Origin of the sequence: Nocardioides sp. BP30 (assembly GCF_029873215.1) — a bacterium.
In the GTDB taxonomy this organism is placed as follows: Bacteria; Actinomycetota; Actinomycetes; order Propionibacteriales; family Nocardioidaceae; genus Nocardioides.
In genome coordinates this window covers 1,597,849-1,618,554 of sequence record NZ_CP123620.1, presented here as the reverse complement: position 1 = coordinate 1,618,554, position 20,706 = coordinate 1,597,849, and the positions used below count along the sequence as shown (strand labels likewise).

The window sequence follows — 20,706 nt, the reverse complement described above, 5'->3', positions numbered from 1 at the left end:
AGCTCAGGCGAACCCCCGGCGCCGCCGCTCCTCCACCGCGATCTCGAGCAGCTGACGCCCCCGAGCGAGGAACGAGTGCTCGCGGTGGATGGTCGCAGCGGCTGCCCGGCGCTCCTCGTCGCTGCCGAACACGGCGTCCGGGTCGGCCAGCGAGCTCAGTCGGGTCAGGTCCTCCGGAGTCCGGTAGACCTGCACCGAGCTGCCGAAGACGTCGCGGAGACCGGCGACGTCATCGGTGATGACGCGCGCACCGGACGCCACCGCGTCGAAGAGGCGGTTGGACAAGAAGCCCTGCTCCCGCATCTCCTGCCAGTGATCGTTGAGCACCACACCGGCGCGCCGGTAGAACTCGCCGAGCTCGGCGTTGGGCAGGTACTCGGCCTTGATGAAGCGCTTGTCGATGAACGGGCGCCAGCCGTGCCCGTAGACCGACAGGGGCAGACGGGCCGCGGCGGCGTCGGTGACGATCGGCCGAGCGACGTCGCGCGATCCGCCCACGAAGATCACCGGGTGGCCGCTGTCGGGGATCCCGCGGTCAGGGTGGAAGCTGGTGGGATCGGTCGCCTGCAGCAGCGGGTCGACCCGGATCCCCCAGCGGCGCGAGGTGTCCTCCGCCCAGGGGACGCTGGCCGCCACGAGGCGGTCGTAGGAGCTCGCCTCCGACCAGGACAGCATCTCCGGGTGGGAGATGACCCAGCCGATGCTGACCTGCTCGTACGACGGCATGAACGGCGCCAGCCCGCGCAGCACGAGCGCCACGTCGTCGTGGCGCGAGGTCGAGCGGTCGAACTCACCGCGTGCGTCGATCACGACCTCCTGGTCGAGCTCGCGCAGCGCTGCTGCCACGGCTCGGGCGAAGTGCGTGTCGCCCCAGTGCTCCCCGTCCTTGCCGGCGGGCGCCGGATTCTTGATCGCCCAGCGCAGGCGTGGCGCCGACTCGCGCACGAGCAGCTTCGACTCACGTACCAATACGGGCCGCGGCTCCAGCGTGTCGCGCCGCGCGCCGGGGGCCGCCTGCGGGAGCTCGTGATCGATGACGCGGAACCCGCGGGAGGCCCACAGCCGGACGTCGTCGCGCGGCTCGGCGACACCTGCCCAGCGGTCGAGGTAGAGCCGTCGGTTCAGCAGGTGGCTGTCGTAGCGGCCCTGGCTGCGGGACTCGTGGTGCACGACCGGTGAGCCGCCTGCCACCCGGAAGGTGCCGTTGCGCAGCTCCCGCAGCCGCAGGCACAGGTCGACGTCCTCCATGCCGTTGCGGAAGATCGGGTCGAACCCGTGCAGGGCCACCACGTCCGCGTGGCGCAGCGCCAGCGCCGCACCCGTGAGCGCCGCGAACTCCAACTGCTCGATCCCACGCGCGTCCTCGACGGGGAACCCTCGCAGGAACGCATGCGGGATCCCGCCCGTGCTGGGGAAGGCCACCCCTCCCGACTGGACGGCGCCGGTCGGGTAGATCAGCAGCGACTGCGCCGCCAGGACCCCGGGATCGGCGAGCATCTCTCGAAGCGGCAGCAGCCAGTCCGGCTCGACAGTGGTGTCGTTGTTGAGGAACACCACGGTGGCACCCACGGCGTACGGCAGGGCAAGGTTGTTGCCCAGGGCGAAGCCATGGTTGACGGGGCTGTGTACGAGCACGATCTCGGGGAAGCGGATCTTCAACGCATCCAGCTCGGCGGAGACCGTGGCGACCGAGCCGTTGTCCCAGACGATGCACTGGACGCGGATCCCACCAACCCCGTCCGAGGCGAGGACCGACTCGACGGCGCCGGCGGTCATCCGACCGTCGTGGAAGGTGGGGATGATGACCGAGACCGTCTCGGGGTCCTGCTCCCGCCCGGCGAGTTCCGCCCAGTCGATCAGGCGCCGGTTCAGGGCGACGTCAGCCCAGGTGGGAACGCCGGCCGGGTCGACCGGTGGACGGAGTGCAGGCGGCAGCCGGTGCGCCGTGACGCGGATGCCTCGCTCACGCTCCACGCCGATCACCGGGATCAGTCGGACCTTCGCGGCCTGCGAGGCGCGGAGCACGAGGTCGAAATCCCACTCCCCGGGGATCGCAGGGTCGAAGGTCCCCACCTCATCGAGCAGCGCCCGGCTGAACAGGAGACGGGCCAGGTCGATGGCGTGACGGGAGGACAGGGCACCGGCGGGATGGCCGTCGACGGCGTACCGGCGTGCGCCTCCCTCCGGTGACGTGCGTGCCAGCACGTCGGCGACCAGCGGAGCGCTCTCGCGCTCGGCCACCGCCGCCATCAGTCGCAGCCTGCCGGGGGACCAGATGTCGCCGGATCGCACGAAGGCGACGAAGCGACCCGATGCGGTGTCGACAGCGCGGTTGAGGGCCTCGGGGAGGTCGTCGTCGACGGCCTCGACCACGCTGGCACCGGGCGCGTGCTCGGCCAGTGCCTCGGCCAGCGTCGAGAGCCGCCCGCGGTCCACGACGACCAGCTCCCAGGTCACGTCGTCCTGCCGCGCCACGCTGGACAGCGTCGCGGCGAAGGCGGCGTCGTCGAGGCCGGCGTCCAGGATCACCGAGACCGTCGGGCGGTCCGGATCCCGCGGCACCGAGACATCGGCCCACGTCTGGGTGAACCTCTCGGCTTGCGCGTCGTCGAAACGTCGTCGCCACACTGTCGGGATGTCGGCGGCGCGCTTCGCCCACTCCTCGTGCCGATCGGCGAGCCAGGCGCGGAGATCGGGGAACCGTCCCTCGGCATCCGCGGCGAGCCAGTCGTTGGGCTGGAGTCCGGCCGGCACGCCGACGGCGGCGTAGTGTGCCAGCGCGCCGCCGGCGTACTGGCGGGCGTCCTTGTTGCGGCGCAGGTAACCCTTGGTGTCGAACAGCGGATGGGTGACCCGCCGCCAGGTGCGACGCCGCAGGTAGAAGACGAACGGATCCGTCTCGTCCATCGCCTCGACGAGGTCGTCGGGAAGGGCGTCGGCGTAGAACTCGGGATCGAACAACGGGTGCGGGTGGGCCCGCAGCACGCCACGCGGCTCGGCGAGGTAGTGCCTCGCCGACGCCTCACGCGAGCGTTGCACGCCGGTCTGGCGCGCGTACCACTCGTGGTCGAAGAGTGAGGACTCGACCAGGGTCGCGACATCCGGCTCCAGCGGTGGTCGCGGAACGTCGGAGGTGACGCCCAGACGACGCCTCAGCGCCCGCTTGCCACGTCCGGCCAGACGTCGGATCGAGCTGCGCGGCTCGCCTGTCATTCTCACTCCTCCTGCTGCCCACCGGGGCACGTCAGTCTAGGGGCGCACCCGGTCCCGATGACGGCGGCCCCGGGCGACACCGTAGCGGCGCGTGCCTCGGTGCACGTCAGCGGCGCAGGGACCAGTCCCGCTGCTCCTCCGACTCCACCGTCGGCAGCGCATCGGCGGCCTTCTCCATCGCCTCGCCCAGCCAGGGCGCGTACGGCGTCCGCTGCCCGCGGCCCGGATAGGCCGCATAGACGACCACGAGTCCGGCGAGCAGCAGGATGACGAGCATGGCGACGACGATGAAAAGCACGGGCGGCCCTCCCCGAGTAGGCGGTCACGATCCCCCTACCCTGCCATCCGCGCCAAGCCGGATGGCGGACCTCAGCGCAGGAGCTTGGTCACAGCTTCGCGGATGGCCTCCGGCATCGGCGTGACCGGACGGGCAGGGTCGAGGTTGTCGACGTAGACGTGGACGAACCGGCCCTCGGCCGCGGCCTCGTCGCCGGCGCCCTGGAAGAGGCCGATCCGGTAGACGATGGAGGAGGTGCCGACCTTGTCCACCACCAGGCCCACCTCGACCGGCTCCGGGAAGCCGATCTCGCGCAGGTAGCGACACGAGGTCTCGGCGACCACGCCGATCTGGGGCAGCAGACGCACGTTGGTCCCGGTCGCCTCGAAGAGGTAGGCGTTGACGGCTGTGTCGAAGAACTCGTAGTAGGTCGCGTTGTTCAGGTGCCCGTACGCGTCGTCGTCGCGCCATCGGGTGGTGATGGTCCGCCAGTGGACGTAGTCGGCGCGGGTGGGAACGGACCGGTCAGGGGTGCTAGGCACTCTCTGCCTCTCGGAGTCGTTGGGAGATGACCGTGGAGACACCGTCGCCACGCATGGTCACACCGTAGAGGGCGTCGCCGACCTCCATGGTCCGCTTCTGGTGGGTGATCACCAGCAGCTGGGACGCCTCACGCAACTCCTCGTAGATCTCCAGCAGCCGACCGAGGTTGGTGTCGTCGAGCGCTGCCTCGACCTCGTCCAGGATGTAGAACGGGCTCGGCCGGGCCTTGAACAGCGCGACGAGGAACGCGACCGCGACCAGGGAGCGCTCGCCGCCCGAGAGCAGGGAGAGCCGTTTGACCTTCTTGCCCGGCGGGCGCGCCTCCACCTCGATGCCGGTGGTGAGCATGTCGTCGGGGTTGGTCAGGATCAACCGGCCCTCGCCCCCGGGGAAGAGCCGGGAGAAGACGTGGTCGAAGGCCACGCGCACGTCCTGCCAAGCCTCGGTGAAGACCTGCTCTACGCGGGCGTCCACCTCCTTGACGATGTCGAGCAGGTCCTTGCGCGTGCTGCGCAGGTCCTCCAGCTGCTCGGTGAGGAACTTGTGCCGCTCCTCCATCGCGCTGAACTCCTCCAGCGCGAGCGGGTTGACCCGCCCGAGCTGGCTCAGGGCCCGCTCGGCGGACCTCAGGCGCTTGGCCTGCTCCTCGCGGTCGTAGGGCAGCGGTTCCTGCTCGGTGCCGTCCTCAGCGGGAGGCTGCGGCACCGGCACGTCGGGACCGTACTCGGCGATCAGCGCGCCCGGCTCGGTGCCGAGCTCCTCGATCGCCTTCTCCTCCAGCTGCTCGATCCGCATCCGCTGCTGGGCCCTGGCCATCTCGTCGCGGTGGACCGAGCTGACCAGCTCCTCCAGCTCCTTGGCCCGATCGCGCAACGAGGCACGTACGGCGACCAGCTGCTCCTCCCGGCCGCGCCGGGCGAGCTCGATCTCGGTGCGGGCGGCCGCGGCGCGCTCGATCGAGGTCTCCAGCCGGGTGAGCACGTGCGCCACCGCGACCCCGACCGCCTCGGCGGCGTGAGCCTCGCGCCGCAGCCGCTCGCGCCGAGCCGCGGCCTTGGCCCGTGCCTCGCGCTCCTGCTGAGCGGCGCGGCGCAGCGAGTCGGCCCGGCCGTGCAGCGCCCGGGAGCGCTCCTCGGCCGTGCGCAGCGAGAGCCGCGCCTCCATCTCGGTCTGGCGGGCGGTCCTGGCCACCTCGGTCAGCCGCTCCTGCTCGGCACCGTCGGGTTCCTCGTCGGGCGCATCCTCGGCGCGGGCGAGCCGCTCCTCCAGCTCCGCGAGGCCTGCGACCGCCTGCTCCCGGGCCTCCTGGGCCTTCTGGATGGCGGCCGTCAGCCGCTCCGCCTCGCCGCGGGCCGCGCGGGCCTGGGCGCCGTACTGTCCGAGCTCCTCGGCCACCGCCGCCAGGGTCGCGTCGGACTCGTGCAGCTTGGCCAGCGCGACGTCGACGCGCTTCTGCGTCTCCAGCCGCTCGGCCTCGAGCCGGGAGATCTCGAAGGTGGCGCGCTCCGAGGCGGCGATCGCCTGGGCCAGCTGATCGGCGGCCTCGTCCACCGCCGCCTGGATCTCGATCAGGCTGGGGGCGCTGGACGACCCGCCGGCCGCGGCGTGGGCGCCGAGCACGTCGCCGCCGCGGGTGACGGCGGTGAGGGTCGGGTGGGCGTCGACGAGTCGGCGAGCGGCCGCGAGGTCCGCCACCACCACCACGTCGAGGAGCAACCGCTCGACCGCCGGCCGAAGCGCCTCGGGGCACTCGATCACCTCGACGGCGTAGATCCCGGCCGGCGGTGCGGGCCGAGCACCGTCCTGGGCCGGGCCGCCGCCGACCAGGAAGCCGGCACGGCCGAGGTCCTCGGAGCGCAGGCGCTCGATCGCCGCGACGGCACTGTCGGCATCGCCGACGACCACGGCATCGGCCGCACTGCCGAGCGCGGCCGCCACAGCGGTCTCGAAGCCGGGCTGTACGGCGAGCAGGGCTGCCACCGAGCCGAGGACCCCGGAGACCGTGCCCTCCGCCGAGGCGCCCAGCAGGGCGCCGGCGCCGTCCTTGCGGTTGAGCCCCAGCTCGAGCGCCTCCTTGCGCGCGGCGAGTGCCGAGCGGTCCCGGTCGGCCTGGGCGGTCTGCGCCCGCACCTTGGCGAGCCGCTCCTCGATGTCCTCCAAGGCCACCGACGCGGCCTCGTGCTCGGCGTCGAGCCCCTCCTCGCCCGCGTCGAGCCCGGCGACGCGGGTCTCCAGGGCGGTGAAGTCGCGCTGGGCACGCTCTGCGCGCGCCACCGCGTCGGCCCGGGCCTGGGTGAGGCGGCCGACCTCCTCGTCGGCCGCCGCCGCCCGCGAGCGGAGCGCGTGGACCTGTCCGGCGAGCCGCGCCACACCCTCACGGCGGTCAGCGGCGGCGCGCCGCAGGGCGGTGATCCGCCGCTCCTCCTCGGCGGCGGCGTCCTCGGCCGCCTTGCGGAGGTTGACCGCCTCCTCGAGCGCCCTGCGGTGGGTCTCGACCTCGGCCTCGATAGCGCGCTCCTGCTCCTGGGCGCGCTCGGCCTCCGCCTCGAGGTGCTCGGGATCGCGGCCGGTGCGCACCTCGGCCTCGTTGCCGGCGGACGCGTTGCGCAACCTCTCCGCGGCCAGCGACTGGGTGCCGCGGAAGCGCTCGCGAAGACCCGAGAGCGCGAACCAGGTCTCCTGCGCCTGGGTCAGCGCCGGCAGGTCCTCGCGCAGGGCGGCCTCGAGGACCGCCTCGTGCTCGCGACCGGTCTCGATCGCCGACTCGACCTCGGCACGCCGGGTCAGCAGCACGGACTCGTCGGCCAGCTCCTGCTCCAGCGTGCTGCGGGCGGTGACCAGGTCGTCGGCGAGCAGGCGCGCCTTCGCATCGCGGACGTCGGCCTGCACCGTGGCGGCACGGCGGGCCACCTCGGCCTGGCGGCCGAGCGGCTTGAGCTGGCGGCGGATCTCGACCAGCAGGTCGCTGAGCCGGTTGAGATTGCCCTCGGTGGAGTCCAGCTTGCGCAGCGCCTTCTCCTTGCGCTTGCGGTGCTTGAGGACGCCGGCCGCCTCCTCCACGAAGCCGCGCCGGTCCTCGGGGGTCGCGTGCAGGATGGTGTCGAGCTGGCCCTGACCCACGATCACGTGCATCTCGCGGCCGATGCCGGAGTCGGAGAGCAGCTCCTGGACGTCGAGCAGCCGGCAGGACTGACCGTTGATCGCGTACTCCGAGCCGCCGGAGCGGAACATCGTGCGCGAGATCGTGACCTCGGCGTACTCGATCGGGAGCGCGCCGTCGGCGTTGTCGATCGTCAGGACGACCTCGGCGCGGCCCAGCGGCGGCCGGCCGGACGTCCCGGCGAAGATCACGTCCTCCATCTTGCCGCCGCGCAGCGACTTGGCGCCCTGCTCCCCCATCACCCAGGCGAGCGCGTCGACGACGTTGGACTTGCCGGAGCCGTTGGGACCGACGATGCAGGTGATGCCCGGCTCGAGCTGGAGCGTCGTGGCGGACGCGAAGGACTTGAACCCCTTGAGGGTCAGGCTCTTCAGGTACAACGCAGCTCCCTAGGTCCGTGGATGGGACGCGCAGATCCTGTCAGAGGGCACTGACAGGCTCACTCGCGCGGGGGAAGCTCGGCCAGACACACCCTAACAAGCCCGTACGCCGCGACGGCCCTCATCCGCTCGCGCGCGGCGAGACGGCCTCAGCCCTCGACGCGAGCGCGATCCCCGCACTCCCACCGCTCCTGTGTGCCGGGACGCCCGACAGCACGAGAGCCGCCTCCGACATCGGGTCGGGGGCGGCTCTGCCGGTGACGGGCACGGAGTCCGTCAGGCGGGCTGCATCTCCTGGATCGAGGACTCGAGCAGCTCGGCGTGCGCCTTGAGCAGCGAGTCGTTCTCCGTCTTGAGGTTCAGCACCAACTGCTCGAGCTCCTGGACACGCGCACGCAGCCGAGCGTTCTCGGCCGTGAGGTGGTGCGGTGTCCGGAGGTCGCTGTGCATGTAGCCGATCAGCGCCTTGGCCATGAGGAGGATTTCCTTCGTCGGATCGCGGTGGGCCCGGACGGGCCGTCTACCAGAGTCCCACCGATCAGCCGCAGGGTCAATCTGCCGAGGCGCCCGCGAGCTCGGCCCGGTAGTCGCGTACGATCGTCTCGACGATCCGGGCGCCCGCACCGAGGTCGGGCAGCGCTCCCCGGGGCGCCTGCGGGGCCGGCCGCACCCGGTCGAGGAAGTCGGTCAGCCCCGGTACGGCGTCGATGATCGTGGTGCCGTCCAGCCACGTCCGGTCCTCGTTGAACGCGAGGTCGGGGCTCGGGCGCAGCAGCGCGATCGGGCGTTCGAGGACGTGGTACTCGGCGATGAGCGAGCTCAGGTCGCTGACCATCGCGTCCGCCGCCAGCATCGCCACGGTGGCGTCCATCGACTCGTCGAGCATCACGTTCGGCAGCCGCTCGCACCTCGCGCGGAAGTCAGCCACGTGCTCCAGCAGGCCGGAGAAGAGGTACTCGGGGACCAACCGGGGGTGCGGGCGCACCAGCAGCCCCAGCTCCGGGTGGCTCGCGGCGTACCCGAGGATCGGCTCGGCGAGCTCCTGGAACGTGCTCAGCGCGCGGTCGCCGACGAAGTGCGGGTTCCACAGCACCACCCGCTCGGTCCCCAGGCGCGCTCGCACGTCGCGCGCCTGCACGGCGGCCTCCTGATCGGCCAGGAGGCGCTCCCGCTTCACGCTGCCGAGGTACCGGACGTGGGCGGTGCCGGCGCCACCGTGGCGGGCATAGTTCGCCACCGCCCCCTCGCTGGGCGCGAAGAGCCGCCACGCCAGCCGGTGGAACGGGTGGTCGTGCATCAGCCTGAGATTGACCGGGTCGCCCGAGAGCGCCTGGGCGTACGGCGCGAGCACCAGCCGGACCCCCGCCTCGGCCACCTCCTGCGGACTCAGGCCGGGCGGGGTGTTCCAGCGGGCGAGGTAGGGGTCGGGCACGATCAGGACGTCCAGCTCGGTGAGCCGGCCACGGAGCCACTCCGGATCACGCAGCGGCACGCCCCGCTCGGCCACGTACGCCGCCACCTCCTCGCGCGGGTGCTGCTGGAAGCTCCCGCTCGCGTCGGGCATCAGCACCACGTCGAGCCGGACCTCGGCGCTGTCCCGCGCAGCCCGCACGATCGAGTCCACGGCACTCCAGACCTGGATGTGCTGAAGCATCACCACGATCCGGACCGGGTCGCAGGGCGCCCGACCGGATCGCTGCTGGCGGCGGCGGGCGGCCGCGTCCAGCTCGAGGCGGATCAGGTCGGTCCGTCCACGAAGCCAGCCGGACCCGCCGTACGCCGAGCCGAGGTTGCGGCCCACGCTGCCGAGCATGAGGACCGCGGTGGCGTCACCGATGGGGTCACCGGTCACCACGATCCGGGCGAACACCTGCAGCGTCGCTGCCTCGACCGCCTCCACGACGCGCATCCTCGGCGCCTGGCCGAGTCGCGCGATGAGCTCGCCCCACAGGTCACCCAGTTCCGCCACAGCGGCCTCCCCGGGCATGCCCTCGGCGGCCGAGAGGACCAGCTCGACCGGGTCGTCGGCGTCGAACAGGGTCAGGGCCGCTGCCAGCACAGCGGTCCCGGAGCGCACGTCGTGGAAGGGATAGGCCAGATGGATGGTGGTCACGCCGGGCGTGCTGGCCGCCGCCGCGGAGGTCACGGCCGGGCGCGCCGGGGCGCCGGCTGGCACACCGGGCAGAAGAAGGAGGAGCGGTTCATGAACGCCACCCGCCGGATGGGCGTGCCGCAGCGCCGGCACGGTTCGCCCACGCGCCCGTACGCGGCCAGGGACCGGTCGAAGTAGCCGGACTGGCCGTTGACGTTGACGTAGAGGGCGTCGAAGGAGGTGCCGCCCTGGGCCAGGGCGTCGTTCATGACCGCGCGGATGTGCCCGAGCAGCTCGAGCACCTGCGTGCGGGTGAGCCGGTCCCCCGGACGCTCGCCGTGCAGCCGGCTGCGCCACAGCGCCTCGTCGGCGTAGATGTTACCGACGCCGCTGATCACGGTCTGGGTGAGCAGGATCCGCTTGATCCCGCTGCTGGAGCGCCGCACCCGGGCGACGAAGCGGTCCTCGTCGAAGAGCTCGTCGAGCGGGTCGGGCGCGATGTGGGCGATCTCGGGCGGCAGCACGGCTCCCCCCGGCGAGAGGGCGAGGCCGCCGAACATCCGCTGGTCGACGAAGCGCAGCTCGCGATCGTCCCCGGCGAGGGTGAACCGAACCCGCAGGTGCCGCTCGTCGGGTGCGCCGACCGGCTGCACCAGCATCTGGCCGCTCATCCCCAGGTGCGCCATCAGGGCGTCCCCGCTCTCCAGCGGCAGCCACAGGTACTTGCCGCGACGGCGGGCGGCGGTGAACGTCCGGCCGGTCAGCGCCGAGGCGAAGTCGGACGGGCCCGGCACGTGCCGGCGTACGGGCCGGGGGTGCAGGACCTCGACGGCCGCGACGGTGGCGCCCACGACGTGGCGCTCGAGCCCGGCCCGGACGACCTCGACCTCGGGCAGCTCCGGCAACGCGGGCCTACTCGGCCCGGGTCGGCGCGGCCTGCTCGGCCTGCGCTGTCAGCTCCAGGTAGGCGGTCTCCGCGGCGGCCTGCTCGGCCTCCTTCTTGGAGCGCCCGACGCCGTTGCCGTAGAGCGTGTCTCCCACCCGCACCTTGGCGGTGAAGACCTTCATGTGGTCGGGACCCTCGGCGCTGATCACGTAGTCGGGCACGCCGAGCCCCCGCTCAGCGGTGATCTCCTGCAGCGAGGTCTTCCAGTCCAGCCCGGCGCCCAGCGCCGACGCCTGCTCGATGAGCGGGTCGAAAAGCCGGTGCACCACCGCGGCGGAGACCTCGATGCCGCCGCTGAGGTGGATCGCGCCGATGACCGCCTCGACGGTGTCGGAGACGATGGAGGCCTTGTCGCGCCCCCCGGTGGCCTCCTCGCCGCGGCCCAGCTTGATGTGCTCGCCCAGACCGATGCCCCGACCGACCCCGGCCAGGGCGCGCGCGTTCACGACGGCCGCCCGCAGCTTGGCCAGCCGACCCTCGGAGAGATCGGGGTGCCTGCGGTAGAGCGTCTCGGTCACCACCACGCCCAGCACGGAGTCCCCCAGGAACTCCAGCCGCTCGTTGGTGGGGATGCCACCGTTCTCATAGGCGAAGGAACGGTGCGTCAACGCAAGCTCGAGCAGCCCGGGGTCCAGGATCGGATCCCCGAGCAGCGCTCGAAGCTCAGCGTAGTTCGACAGGAGACCAGGAGAAGTCAGAGGACCTGACGACGGTCGGCGCGGGCGCCGTACTGACCGCACGTGCCACAGGCGCGGTGCGGCAGGTGCTTGGCACCGCAGGCGGGGTTCGCGCAGGTGACCAGCGTCGGCGCGACGGCCTTCCAGGCCGAACGACGGTGCCGGGTGTTGCTGCGCGACATCTTCCGCTTCGGGACAGCCACTGTTATCTCCTCGTGAAAAAAAGTCCGAACGCCCTTGCGGGCAACCCGGGAAGTCTAACGGGATCGGGGGGCCAGGCTCCAATCGGCCGACCGCGGCGGCGCCGTACGCCTCAGGCCTCGCCCCGATCAGCGTCGGCCTGGAGCGAGGCCAGGCCCGCCCAGCGGGGGTCGATGACCGCCCCGTGGGTGTGGCCCGGGTCCTCCTTGAGGGAGGCACCGCACTCCTGGCACAGCCCGGGGCAGTCCTCGGAGCACAGCGGCTGGAAGGGGATCTCCAGGACGATCGCGTTGCGGATCGCCGTCTCAAGGTCGATGTGCTCCTCGACGACCACGCTGAGATCGTCGTCCTCCTCGTCCTCGGACTCGGGGGCGTCGTAGAGGAACAGCTCCTGGAAGTGAGCCTCGACCTCGTCCTGGATCGGGTCCAGGCAGCGCACGCACTCGCCCTTCAGCTCCGCGAGAGCGCTGCCCGTGGCCAGCACACCGTCCACGACGGCCTCGAGCCGCACCTCCACATCGACCGGGTCGCCCTCGGGGACGGCGAAGACGTCGATGCCGAGCTCGGCCGGAGCCGGCACGGTCAGCGTGTACTCGCGCTGGCTGCCGGCTCGGCGGCCCAGGTCGCGGGTGTCGAGGACGAAGGGACCACGCAGGTCGATGGTGCTCACCTCTCCATTCTACGAGCGCGGCGGGAGCTTCTCCCCCAACGCCGCGAGCACGTACGGCGGCACGAACGCCGCCACGTCCCCACCGAAGGAGGCGACCTCCTTGATGAGGCTGGAGGAGACGAACACGTTGCCGGTCGCCCCGGCCAGGAACACCGTCTCGACGCCGGTCAGGTGCACGTTCATCTGCGCCATCGGCAGCTCATACTCGTAGTCGGTCGCCCCGCGGATGCCCTTGACGATCGCGACCGCGTCGATCGCACGGCAGAAGTCGACGATCAGCCCGGTGAAGCCCTCCACCCGCACGTTCGGCAGGTCGGCGGTCGCCTCGCGCAGCATCGCCATCCGCTCCTCGGGCGAGAACAGCCGGCTCTTGGAGATGTTGGTGCCGGTGGCGACCACCACCTCGTCGAAGAGCCGCGACGCGCGCCGGAAGATGTCGATGTGCCCGTTGGTCACCGGGTCGAACGAGCCCGGGCAGACGGCACGGCGCATCTCACACCTCCACAGGTCGGGGTCAGGATCCGGCGTGACCGTACCAAAGCGTCGACTCGCCGTACTTCCTGCTCCGGACGTCCTCGAAGGTCGCCGGCCAGGTCGGCTCGGGGCTGCGCGCGGACCGCTCCACGACCACGAGCGCGCCCGGCACCAGCCAGCCGTTCTCGGCCAGGGCGGCGAGGTCGCTCGCCAGCGCGTCCTCGGCCAGCGGGTAGGGCGGGTCGGAGAACACGATGTCGTACGGCGCCGCGGGCGGCTTGGCCAGCGCGGTCGCCACCGCCGAGGTGACCACGTTGGCGCGCCCGAAGCCGAGCGTGGCGGCGTTGCCGGTGATGATCGCCGCGGTCCGCCGGTCCTGCTCGACCAGCGTCACCACGCCGGCGCCGCGCGACCACGCCTCCAGGCCGACGGCGCCGCTGCCGGCGTACAGGTCCAGGAAGCGCAGGCCCTGCAGGGAGCCGCACCACGACTCGATCGCGGAGAAGAGCGCCTCGCGCACCCGGTCGCTGGTGGGCCGGGTCTGCGCACCGCGGGGCGTGCTGAGGCGCCGGCCGCCAGCGGTTCCGCCGATGATCCGGGTCACGGCTCAGCCCTTCTCGATGTAGTCGGCTCGCACCGAGCTCTCGATCTCCGCGACCTCGCGCGCGAGCAGCGGTGCCTGCTGCAGGTCCACATCCTCGTCCAACAGCGCGTTCGCCGCTGCCCGGGCCTCCTCGATGGTGTCCTCGTCGCGCAGCACCCGCAGGTTCTGCAGACTGGAGCGCCTGCCGGACTGGGAGGCGCCCAGGACGTCGCCCTCGCGGCGCTGCTCGAGGTCGACCCGCGAGAGGGCGAACCCGTCGGTCGTGCTCGCGACCGCCTCCAGCCGCTCGCGCGCCGGCGTACCGGCCTCCGCGTGCGAGACCAGCAGGCACAGTCCCGGCAGGCCGCCGCGTCCGACCCGACCGCGCAGCTGGTGCAGCTGGGAGACGCCGAAGCGCTCGGCGTCCACGATCACCATCGCGGTGGCGTTCGCGACGTCCACGCCGACCTCGATCACGGTGGTGGAGACGAGCACGTCGATCTCGCCGGCAGCGAAGGCGCGCATGGTGCGGTCCTTCTCCTCCGCCGGCAACCGGCCGTGCAGAACGGCGATGCGGACCCCCACCAGCGGACCACCCCCGAGCTGCTCGGCGAGGTCGACGACCGACGCGAGCTGGCCGGACGGCGACTTGATCGGATTGCCGTCCTCGTCGAGGTCGACCGCATCGGTCTCGCCCTGCTCCGTGTCGTCCCCGCTGATCCGCGGCGCGACCACGTAGGCCTGGTGGCCCTTGCCGACCTCCTCCCGCACGCGCTCCCAGACCCGCTCGATCCAGCCGGGTCGCTCGGCCAGCGGGACCAGGTTGGTCTGAATCGGCGCCCTGCCCGCCGGCAGCTCGGTGAGGGTCGAGACCTCGAGGTCGCCGAAGACGGTCATCGCCACGGTCCGCGGGATGGGGGTCGCCGTCATGACCAGCACGTGCGGGGGCGTCCCGGCCTTGTCGGTGAGCGCGGCGCGCTGCTCGACCCCGAACCGGTGCTGCTCGTCGACCACGACCAGGCCGAGGTCGTCGAACATGACCTGGTCCTGCAGCAGCGCGTGGGTGCCGACGACGATGCCGGACTCGCCCACGGCGATCCGGCTCAGCGGCTCCTTGCGCTGGGACTTGGTCATCGAGCCGGTGAGCAGCTCGACCGCCGTACCGCCCCCGAAGAGACCGCCCCCGGCGGTGCTGCCGCCGTTGAGCGGGGCGAGCAGGGTGCTGATCGAGCGGTAGTGCTGCTGGGCCAGCACCTCGGTGGGGGCCAGCAGCGCTGCCTGGCCGCCGGAGTCGACGACCCGCAGCATCGCCCGGAACGCGACCAGGGTCTTGCCGGAGCCCACCTCGCCCTGGAGCAGCCGGTTCATCGGGTGCGGCTGGGCCAGGTCGTGCTCCAGCTGCCGACCGACCTCCCGTTGGCCGACGGTGAGCTCGAAGGGGAGGGTGGCGTCGAACCGCTCCAGCAGGCTCTCGCCCGCCGGGTGGCTGCCCCCGGTGCGGGCTTGGGCACCCTGCGCCATCAGCGCGCGACGACGCCTGCCCAGCACCAGCTGGAGCGTCAGCGCCTCGGCGAACCGGAACCGCCGCTGCGCCTCCTCGACCTCCTCGAAGCTCGCCGGCTGGTGGATCTGGTCGAAGGCCGTGCGCAGGTCGATGATCTGGTGCCGATGGCGGACCGGGTCAGGCAGCGCGTCCTCGATCCCGGTGACCACCTCGCGGGCGAACCGCACCGCGCGCTGCAGATCCCAGGAGAGCACGCCGGCGGTCAACGGATAGATCGGGAAGACGTCGGTGAGCGCCTCGATGGTCATCGCGGCATCGTCGGGGACCCCGTCGGCACCGGCGTCGGTGGCATCGCCGAAGAGCACCATCTGCGGGTTGGTCAGCTGCCACTGGTTGCGGAAGGACCCTGCCTTGCCGATGAAGACGCCGCGCGTCCCGGGCGCGAGGCGCGCCGCATTCCACTCCGCGATGTGCTTGCGCTTGGCGAAGAACGTCATCGACAGGCGCGGCCCGTCGGTCTGCAGCACGGTCTCCACCCGGTACGCCGGCCGGCCCGTGCGTCGATCGGTGTAGCTGGCCATCCGGGTGCTGACGATCTCACCGAGCACGGTGAGCATCAGCCCCTCCTGCAACTCCGAGACCTGGGTCAGCCTCGCCGTGTTGAGGTAGCGCCGCGGGAAGTGGTGCAGCAGGTCGCCGACCGTGCGCAGGCCCAGCCCGCTCACGATCTTCTCCGCCTTCTTGTGATCGCCCAGGACGGCCTGGACGGGCGAGTCCAGCGTGATCACTCGACCGCCACCAGCAGCGGGTAGCGGGCCTGTCCGCCGGCGTAGCAGACGACGTCGACGCTGGGGTGGCGCTCCTCCACCCACCCGCGGGCCGCCTCGGCCAGGGCGCCCTCCGCGTCGTCGGCCCCGGAGACCAGCGTGACCATCTCGCCGCCACCGCCGATGAGCCGGCTGAGCACGTCGACGGCGACCTCCTCGAGGGCACCGCCCACGCGGACGAACTCACCGTCGATGACACCCAGCGTGTCGCCGGGCTCGCACGGGCCCGCCAGCGTGAGCGCACGCCTGTCGGCGACGGTGACGGCTCCGTGACGGGCGTGCCGCGCGGTCGCCGTCATCTCGAGCACGTCCCTGCCGAACGGTGCCGCGGGGTCGTGCACGGCCATCGCTGCCAGGCCCTGGACCTGCGCCGTGCTGGGGATGACCGCCACCCGCAGTCCGTGGTCCTGTTCGACGGTGCGTGCGGCGGCCTCGGCGTACCGCATGGTGCGGAAGTCGTTGGGCAGCACGACCACCTCCGCCGCACCCGTCGCCACCAGCGCCGAGACCAGCTCGGCGGTGGTGGGTCGGGCCTGCAGCACGACGGCCCCGGCCGCCTCGAACAGGGCGCGCAGGCCCGGTCCGCTCGCGGCCGCCACCACGGCGCGACCGGTACGGGCAGCGGTCGCGCTCGGGGCGCCCGGCCGGATGCTCTGCTCCAGGAAGTGGGTCACCCGCACCCGGTGCGGACGCCCCGCCGCGATGCCCGCCTCGATCGCCGCACCCACGTCGTCGACATGCACGTGCACGTTCCACAGTCCCTCGCCGCCCACGACCACCAATGAGTCGCCGAGCGCGCCGAGGGTGCTGCGCAGCGTCGGGATGGAGGCGTCCTCCGCGTCGAGCAGGAACATCACCTCGTACGCCGGGCCGTCCTCGGTGAGGTGGGGCCCCGGCTCGCCCTGCGCCTCCGGGGCGGCCTCCGGGGCGGCTTCGGGGCCGGCCGTCGGCCGGGTCCGCACCGCGACCTCGGTCGGGCGCCGTCCCGTCAGCGCTCGGTCGACCGCGTCGAAGATGACGCTGACCCCGCGGCCACCGGCGTCGACCACCCCCGCCTCGGCGAGACGACCGAGCTGCTCGGGAGTGCGCTGGAGCGCCTCGCGGGCACCGTCGGCGGCCGCAGCCACCACGTCGCGGGTCTGCGCGGTCGGTTCCTCGGCACGCGCCAGGCCCGCCTCCGCGGCCGCCCGGCAGACGGTCAGCATGGTGCCCTCGACCGGGCTCCCCACCGCTGCGTACGCCGCCTCGCTGGCCAGGCGGAGGGCGTCGGCGAAGACCGTCGCCCGGCGCTCGCCGTCATCGGCAGCCACCAGGCGGCGCAGCGCCGCCCCCAGCATCTCCGCCAGAATCACCCCGGAGTTGCCCCGGGCGCCGAGGAGCGCGCCGCGGGCGTAGGCCGCCAGCGCCTCCCGCGCGTCGCCGCCGTCGACCTCGCAGAGCGCGTCGCGCGCCGAGGTGGCGGTGAGGTAGAGGTTGGTGCCGGTGTCGGCGTCGGGGACGGGATAGACGTTGAGACCGTCGATCTCCTCACGGTGCGCACCGAGCGCGTCGGCCGCCAGGTCGGCGAACCGGTGGATCACCGACAGGTCCAGCAGCATCACCGACCACCTCCTTCCGGCCCGACCGCGGACGAGGCGCCGGTTCGGTGTCGGCCGCGCCTCTCGATACCCTCAGAAGGCCTCAGAGTAGTGGGGCCACCGGCGATTTCCGCCGGAGCCCACAGATCGGCTACTCTCGTTCGGTTGCCAGCGCTGGATCCGGGTGTCCTGCACTCGGAGCGCGAGGCGACACGAGACCTAGACACACGATTTTTCAGGAGTTCACGGTGGCTGCCGTCTGCGACATCTGCGCCAAGAAGCCGGGCTTCGGCAACAACCGGCCGTGGTCCCGCAAGATCACGAAGCGCCGCTTCGACCCCAACATCCAGCGCGTGCGCGCCGTCGTGAACGGCACCGCCAAGCGCCTCAACGTCTGCACCGGCTGCCTCAAGGCCGGCAAGGTCTCCCGCTGACCTGTCGCTGACCTCCGCGAAGGCCGCTGCCCCTCGGGCGGCGGCCTTCGTGCTTTCCCGGCGTTTCCGCCCCCGATCCCGCCGCGGGCCCCTACGCTCACGCCGTGAGCGAAGCACCTGCCGGCTGGTACCCCGATCCCGCCGCCTCGCCCGGCCTCCCGGACCTGCGCTACTGGGACGGGCTGCGCTGGACCGAGCACGTGCACCGGTACGACGCCGTGGCGCCGACGTACCGGCCGACGACGCCGGACGGCGAGCCGCTCGCCGGGTGGTGGCACCGCGTCGGCGCGAGCGCCATCGACGGCATCTTCGGAGCGATCGTGGCGGTGGTCGTCACGCTGCCGGGCCAGGTCGCCATGCAGCGCGACCAGCGGTCGTTGAACGAGGAGTTCACCCGCCGGGTCGACGCCGGCGAGCCCGGCGCACTGTCCTGGTACCTGCGCCACCTCGTGCATCTCTACGGCGACCACGCCTGGCTCTACCTGGCGGCCGCCGTGATCCTGGTCCTGGTGCACACCGTGTTCCTCCGGCTCTGGGGCGGCACGCCCGGACAGCTCGTCACCGGTCTGCGCACACGCCTGCGCTCCAGGCCCGGTCCGCTGTCCTGGGGGCGAGCCCTCGTCAGGGTGCTCGTCTACAGCGGCCTCCTCGCGATCCTCGAGGAACTGGCCCTGCTGTCCGGATCGCTCACCGCCGTGGGTGTCGTCCTGCTGGTCGGAGGCGTGTGGACCGCCCTCAATCCCCTCTGGGCGGCCTGGGACGGCAAGAAGCAGGCGCTGCACGACAAGATCGTCGGCTCGAACGTGGTGCGCACCCGCCCCTAGCGCCTCGGCGCGCTCAGAAGTGCGTCCAGCCGGTGGCGCCCCCGTAGGCGGCACCGTCGACCGTGACCCCCGAGCCCTCGGCCACGGCGCCGATGGCCCGGAAGCCCGCCGGCAGCGGCGTACCCGCGGGGAAGGTGGCCAGCAGGGCGTGATCGTCTCCCCCGCCGAGGACGAAGCTGATCGGGTCGGCACCGGTGGCCGCAGCCACCGCGTGCAGCGGCTCGGGGACGTCGAGGTCGGCGGTGCGGACGTCGATCGCGACGCCCGACGCGGCCGCCAGGTGGCCGCACTCGGCCAGGAGGCCGTCGGAGACGTCGATCATCGCGCGCGCGCCGGCGGCGGCGGCCAGCGCGCCCGCCTCGTACGGCGGCTCGGGGCGGCGGTAGGCCTCGACCAGCGCCCGCGGCGAGCGGAACCCGCGGCTGAGCACGGCGAGACCGCCGGCGGCCCAGCCCTGCCGGCCCGCCAGCGCGAGGACGTCCCCGGGACCGGCCCCGCTGCGCAGCACCGGCGCCTGGGCGATGGCTCCCAGCACCGTCACCGCGACCACCACCTCCTCGGCCCGGGTCAGGTCGCCACCGACCACTGACGCGCCGACCAGCGCGCACTCCTCGGCGAAACCGGTGGCCAGGTCGAGCGCCCAGGCCACCGGAAGGTCGGCAGGAGCCGCCAGCCCGATCGTGAGCGAGTGGGCCCGACCGCCCATGGCGTTGATGTCGGACAGGTTCTGCGCGGCAGCGCGGCGGCCGACGTCGTACCCGCTGGCCCAGTCGCGCCGGAAGTGCCGACCCTCGACCATGAGGTCGCTGGAGACGACCACGTGGCCCTGCTTGATCCGCAGCAGCGCGGCGTCGTCGCCGGGGCCGACCAGGACGTGCTCGCCCTGCGGGAAGCGCTCCACCAGCTGGGCGATCAGCCCGAACTCACCGACGTCCGCGAGGGTCTGCTCCGAGGTCATGGCCCCATCCAACCGCGCGGGGCCCGCTGGGCGGCCACCGCCGTCCGCCTACCGGCTCGTTCAGCGCGCGGTATAGGTTGAGCGACGGACCGGCGACGAGGCCGGAACGACGTGAGGAGAGCGCGATGGTCGTCCAGGCCTACATCCTGATCCAGACCGATGTCGGCAGGGCCGCCGACGTGGCCGCGCAGATCGCCCAGGTCAAGGGCGTGACCCAGGCCGAGGACGTGACCGGCCCCTACGACGTGATCGTCCGCGCCGAGGCCAAGAACGTCGACGAGCTCGGCAAGCTGGTCGTCGCCAAGATCCAGACGCTCGAGGGCATCACCCGCACGCTGACGTGCCCCGTCGTGCACATCTGATCCACCCCCAACCTGAGCTGGAGCTGTCCCATGAGCGGTCTGGTCGCCGTCATCGCCGGTGGTCTCTCCCACGAGCGCGACGTCTCGCTGGCGTCGGGTCGCAACCTGGTGCGCGAGCTGCGCGCCGAGGGTGTCGACGTGGCGGCCTACGACTTCGACCGCAACCTGCTCCACAACCTCGAGCGGGACAAGGCCACCGTCGCGCTGCCGGCGCTGCACGGGCAGTTCGGCGAGGACGGCGAGATCCAGACCCTGCTCGAGCTGATCGACCTGCCCTACGTAGGAAGCACCTCGCGCGCCTGCCGGGTCGCCTTCGACAAGGGCAGTGCCCGCGAGCTGCTGCGCCGCGCCGACATCCCGGTCCCCGACAGCGTGGGTCTCTCCGCGCAGACGTTCCGCGACATCGGCCCGACGGCGCTGATGGAGCACGTCCTGGACCGGCTCGGCGAGCGGGTGGTGGTCAAGCCCGCCCGGGGCGGCTCGGCGCTGGGCGTCAGCGGCGTGGACGGGCTCGCGGAGCTCCCCTCGGCGCTGGTCGGCACCTACGCCTACCACGACGACGCGCTCATCGAGCGGTTCTACCAGGGCATCGACGTCTCGGTGGTGGTGCTCGAGGACGCCGAGGGGCTGCGCTCGCTGGACCCGATCGCCATCGACTTCACCAAGGGCCACGAGTTCGACTTCGCCGCGCGCTACACCGCCGAGTTCGTCGGCCTCGCCGTACCGGACCTGCCGGCCGACCTGCTCGACCAGCTCGGCGAGACGGCGCGCACCGCGCACCGGGTCCTCGGGCTGCGCGACCTCTCGCGGTCGGACTTCATCGTCTCCCCCGACGGCTCGTTCGTGCTGCTGGAGACCGCCATCACCCCGGGCACGACGGAGACGTCGGTCTTCCCCTTCGCCTGCACCGCCGGCGGCACCACCTTGGGGCGGGTCGCCCACGCGCTGGTGACGCAGGCCCTCGACCGTTGAGTCGGGCCTCCGTCCGGGTTGAGTCGGGCCTC

At 72.5% G+C, this 20,706-nt stretch carries 19 protein-coding genes; 4 read left to right on the top strand and 15 right to left on the bottom strand.

Features of this window, described 5'->3' with window-relative positions; translation table 11 throughout:
• Positions 1-3: 3 nt before the first annotated feature.
• The 14 genes from P5P86_RS07600 to P5P86_RS07535 all read right to left on the bottom strand — a co-directional run bounded on the left by P5P86_RS07600 (position 4) and on the right by P5P86_RS07535 (position 17,145).
• A complete protein-coding gene (locus P5P86_RS07600; RefSeq protein ID WP_280610712.1) occupies positions 4-3,213 on the bottom strand; it encodes a glycosyltransferase in 3,210 nt (1,069 codons plus the stop codon).
• 106 nt (positions 3,214-3,319) lie between these two features.
• A complete protein-coding gene (locus P5P86_RS07595) occupies positions 3,320-3,511 on the bottom strand; it encodes a hypothetical protein (RefSeq protein ID WP_280610711.1) in 192 nt (63 codons plus the stop codon).
• Between the two features lie 71 nt (positions 3,512-3,582).
• Positions 3,583-4,032: an acyl-CoA thioesterase gene (locus tag P5P86_RS07590; protein ID WP_280610709.1), complete on the bottom strand. Its 450-nt coding sequence runs from the start codon at positions 4,030-4,032 to the stop codon at positions 3,583-3,585.
• Positions 4,025-7,573 carry a chromosome segregation protein SMC gene (gene smc / locus P5P86_RS07585; protein ID WP_280610708.1) on the bottom strand — a complete coding sequence of 1,183 codons (3,549 nt, stop codon included), beginning with the start codon at positions 7,571-7,573 and terminating at the stop codon, positions 4,025-4,027. Before smc ends, P5P86_RS07590 begins: the two co-directional genes overlap by 8 nt.
• Positions 7,574-7,849: 276 nt before the next feature.
• A complete protein-coding gene (locus P5P86_RS07580; RefSeq protein WP_280610707.1) occupies positions 7,850-8,047 on the bottom strand; it encodes a hypothetical protein in 198 nt (65 codons plus the stop codon).
• Between the two features lie 76 nt (positions 8,048-8,123).
• Complete coding sequence (locus P5P86_RS07575; RefSeq protein WP_280610706.1) at positions 8,124-9,686, bottom strand: CDP-glycerol glycerophosphotransferase family protein; 1,563 nt, start codon at positions 9,684-9,686, stop codon at positions 8,124-8,126.
• Between the two features lie 29 nt (positions 9,687-9,715).
• Positions 9,716-10,570 carry a bifunctional DNA-formamidopyrimidine glycosylase/DNA-(apurinic or apyrimidinic site) lyase gene (gene mutM / locus P5P86_RS07570; protein WP_280610705.1) on the bottom strand — a complete coding sequence of 285 codons (855 nt, stop codon included), beginning with the start codon at positions 10,568-10,570 and terminating at the stop codon, positions 9,716-9,718.
• Positions 10,571-10,577: 7 nt separating this feature from the next.
• Positions 10,578-11,309, bottom strand: coding sequence for a ribonuclease III (gene rnc, locus P5P86_RS07565; RefSeq protein WP_446724934.1), 732 nt, complete (start codon positions 11,307-11,309; stop codon positions 10,578-10,580).
• Positions 11,306-11,491 (bottom strand): 50S ribosomal protein L32, encoded by a 186-nt coding sequence (gene rpmF / locus P5P86_RS07560; protein WP_085871165.1) that lies wholly within the window; start codon positions 11,489-11,491, stop codon positions 11,306-11,308. Before rpmF ends, rnc begins: the two co-directional genes overlap by 4 nt.
• 110 nt (positions 11,492-11,601) lie before the next feature.
• The gene (locus P5P86_RS07555; protein WP_280610704.1) at positions 11,602-12,159 is read right to left on the bottom strand and encodes a YceD family protein; all 558 of its coding nucleotides are present in this window, start codon (positions 12,157-12,159) and stop codon (positions 11,602-11,604) included.
• A 9-nt stretch (positions 12,160-12,168) separates the two neighbouring features.
• Positions 12,169-12,651 (bottom strand): pantetheine-phosphate adenylyltransferase, encoded by a 483-nt coding sequence (gene coaD / locus P5P86_RS07550; protein WP_280610703.1) that lies wholly within the window; start codon positions 12,649-12,651, stop codon positions 12,169-12,171.
• Positions 12,652-12,673: 22 nt separating this feature from the next.
• On the bottom strand, positions 12,674-13,237 hold the full coding sequence (gene rsmD / locus P5P86_RS07545) for a 16S rRNA (guanine(966)-N(2))-methyltransferase RsmD (protein ID WP_280610702.1): 564 nt from the start codon (positions 13,235-13,237) through the stop codon (positions 12,674-12,676).
• Positions 13,238-13,240: 3 nt separating this feature from the next.
• A complete protein-coding gene (locus P5P86_RS07540; RefSeq protein ID WP_280610701.1) occupies positions 13,241-15,508 on the bottom strand; it encodes an ATP-dependent DNA helicase RecG in 2,268 nt (755 codons plus the stop codon).
• A complete protein-coding gene (locus P5P86_RS07535) occupies positions 15,505-17,145 on the bottom strand; it encodes a fatty acid kinase ATP-binding subunit FakA (RefSeq protein WP_280611220.1) in 1,641 nt (546 codons plus the stop codon). Before P5P86_RS07535 ends, P5P86_RS07540 begins: the two co-directional genes overlap by 4 nt.
• A gap of 227 nt (positions 17,146-17,372) precedes the next feature.
• Between P5P86_RS07535 and rpmB the strand changes: the two genes are divergently transcribed.
• On the top strand, positions 17,373-17,558 hold the full coding sequence (gene rpmB, locus P5P86_RS07530; protein WP_280610700.1) for a 50S ribosomal protein L28: 186 nt from the start codon (positions 17,373-17,375) through the stop codon (positions 17,556-17,558).
• Positions 17,559-17,662: 104 nt separating this feature from the next.
• Positions 17,663-18,382 carry an RDD family protein gene (locus P5P86_RS07525; RefSeq protein WP_280610699.1) on the top strand — a complete coding sequence of 240 codons (720 nt, stop codon included), beginning with the start codon at positions 17,663-17,665 and terminating at the stop codon, positions 18,380-18,382.
• Between the two features lie 13 nt (positions 18,383-18,395).
• On the opposite strand, the gene P5P86_RS07520 is transcribed toward P5P86_RS07525, so the two are convergent.
• Positions 18,396-19,340, bottom strand: a complete 945-nt coding sequence (locus P5P86_RS07520; protein WP_280610698.1) for a thiamine-phosphate kinase — start codon at positions 19,338-19,340, stop codon at positions 18,396-18,398.
• A 125-nt stretch (positions 19,341-19,465) separates the two neighbouring features.
• Between P5P86_RS07520 and P5P86_RS07515 the strand changes: the two genes are divergently transcribed.
• Together P5P86_RS07515 and P5P86_RS07510 are read left to right on the top strand one after the other, a co-directional pair.
• Positions 19,466-19,702 carry an Lrp/AsnC family transcriptional regulator gene (locus P5P86_RS07515; RefSeq protein ID WP_280610697.1) on the top strand — a complete coding sequence of 79 codons (237 nt, stop codon included), beginning with the start codon at positions 19,466-19,468 and terminating at the stop codon, positions 19,700-19,702.
• A gap of 30 nt (positions 19,703-19,732) precedes the next feature.
• On the top strand, positions 19,733-20,674 hold the full coding sequence (locus tag P5P86_RS07510) for a D-alanine--D-alanine ligase family protein (RefSeq protein WP_280610696.1): 942 nt from the start codon (positions 19,733-19,735) through the stop codon (positions 20,672-20,674).
• Positions 20,675-20,706 lie beyond the last annotated feature (32 nt).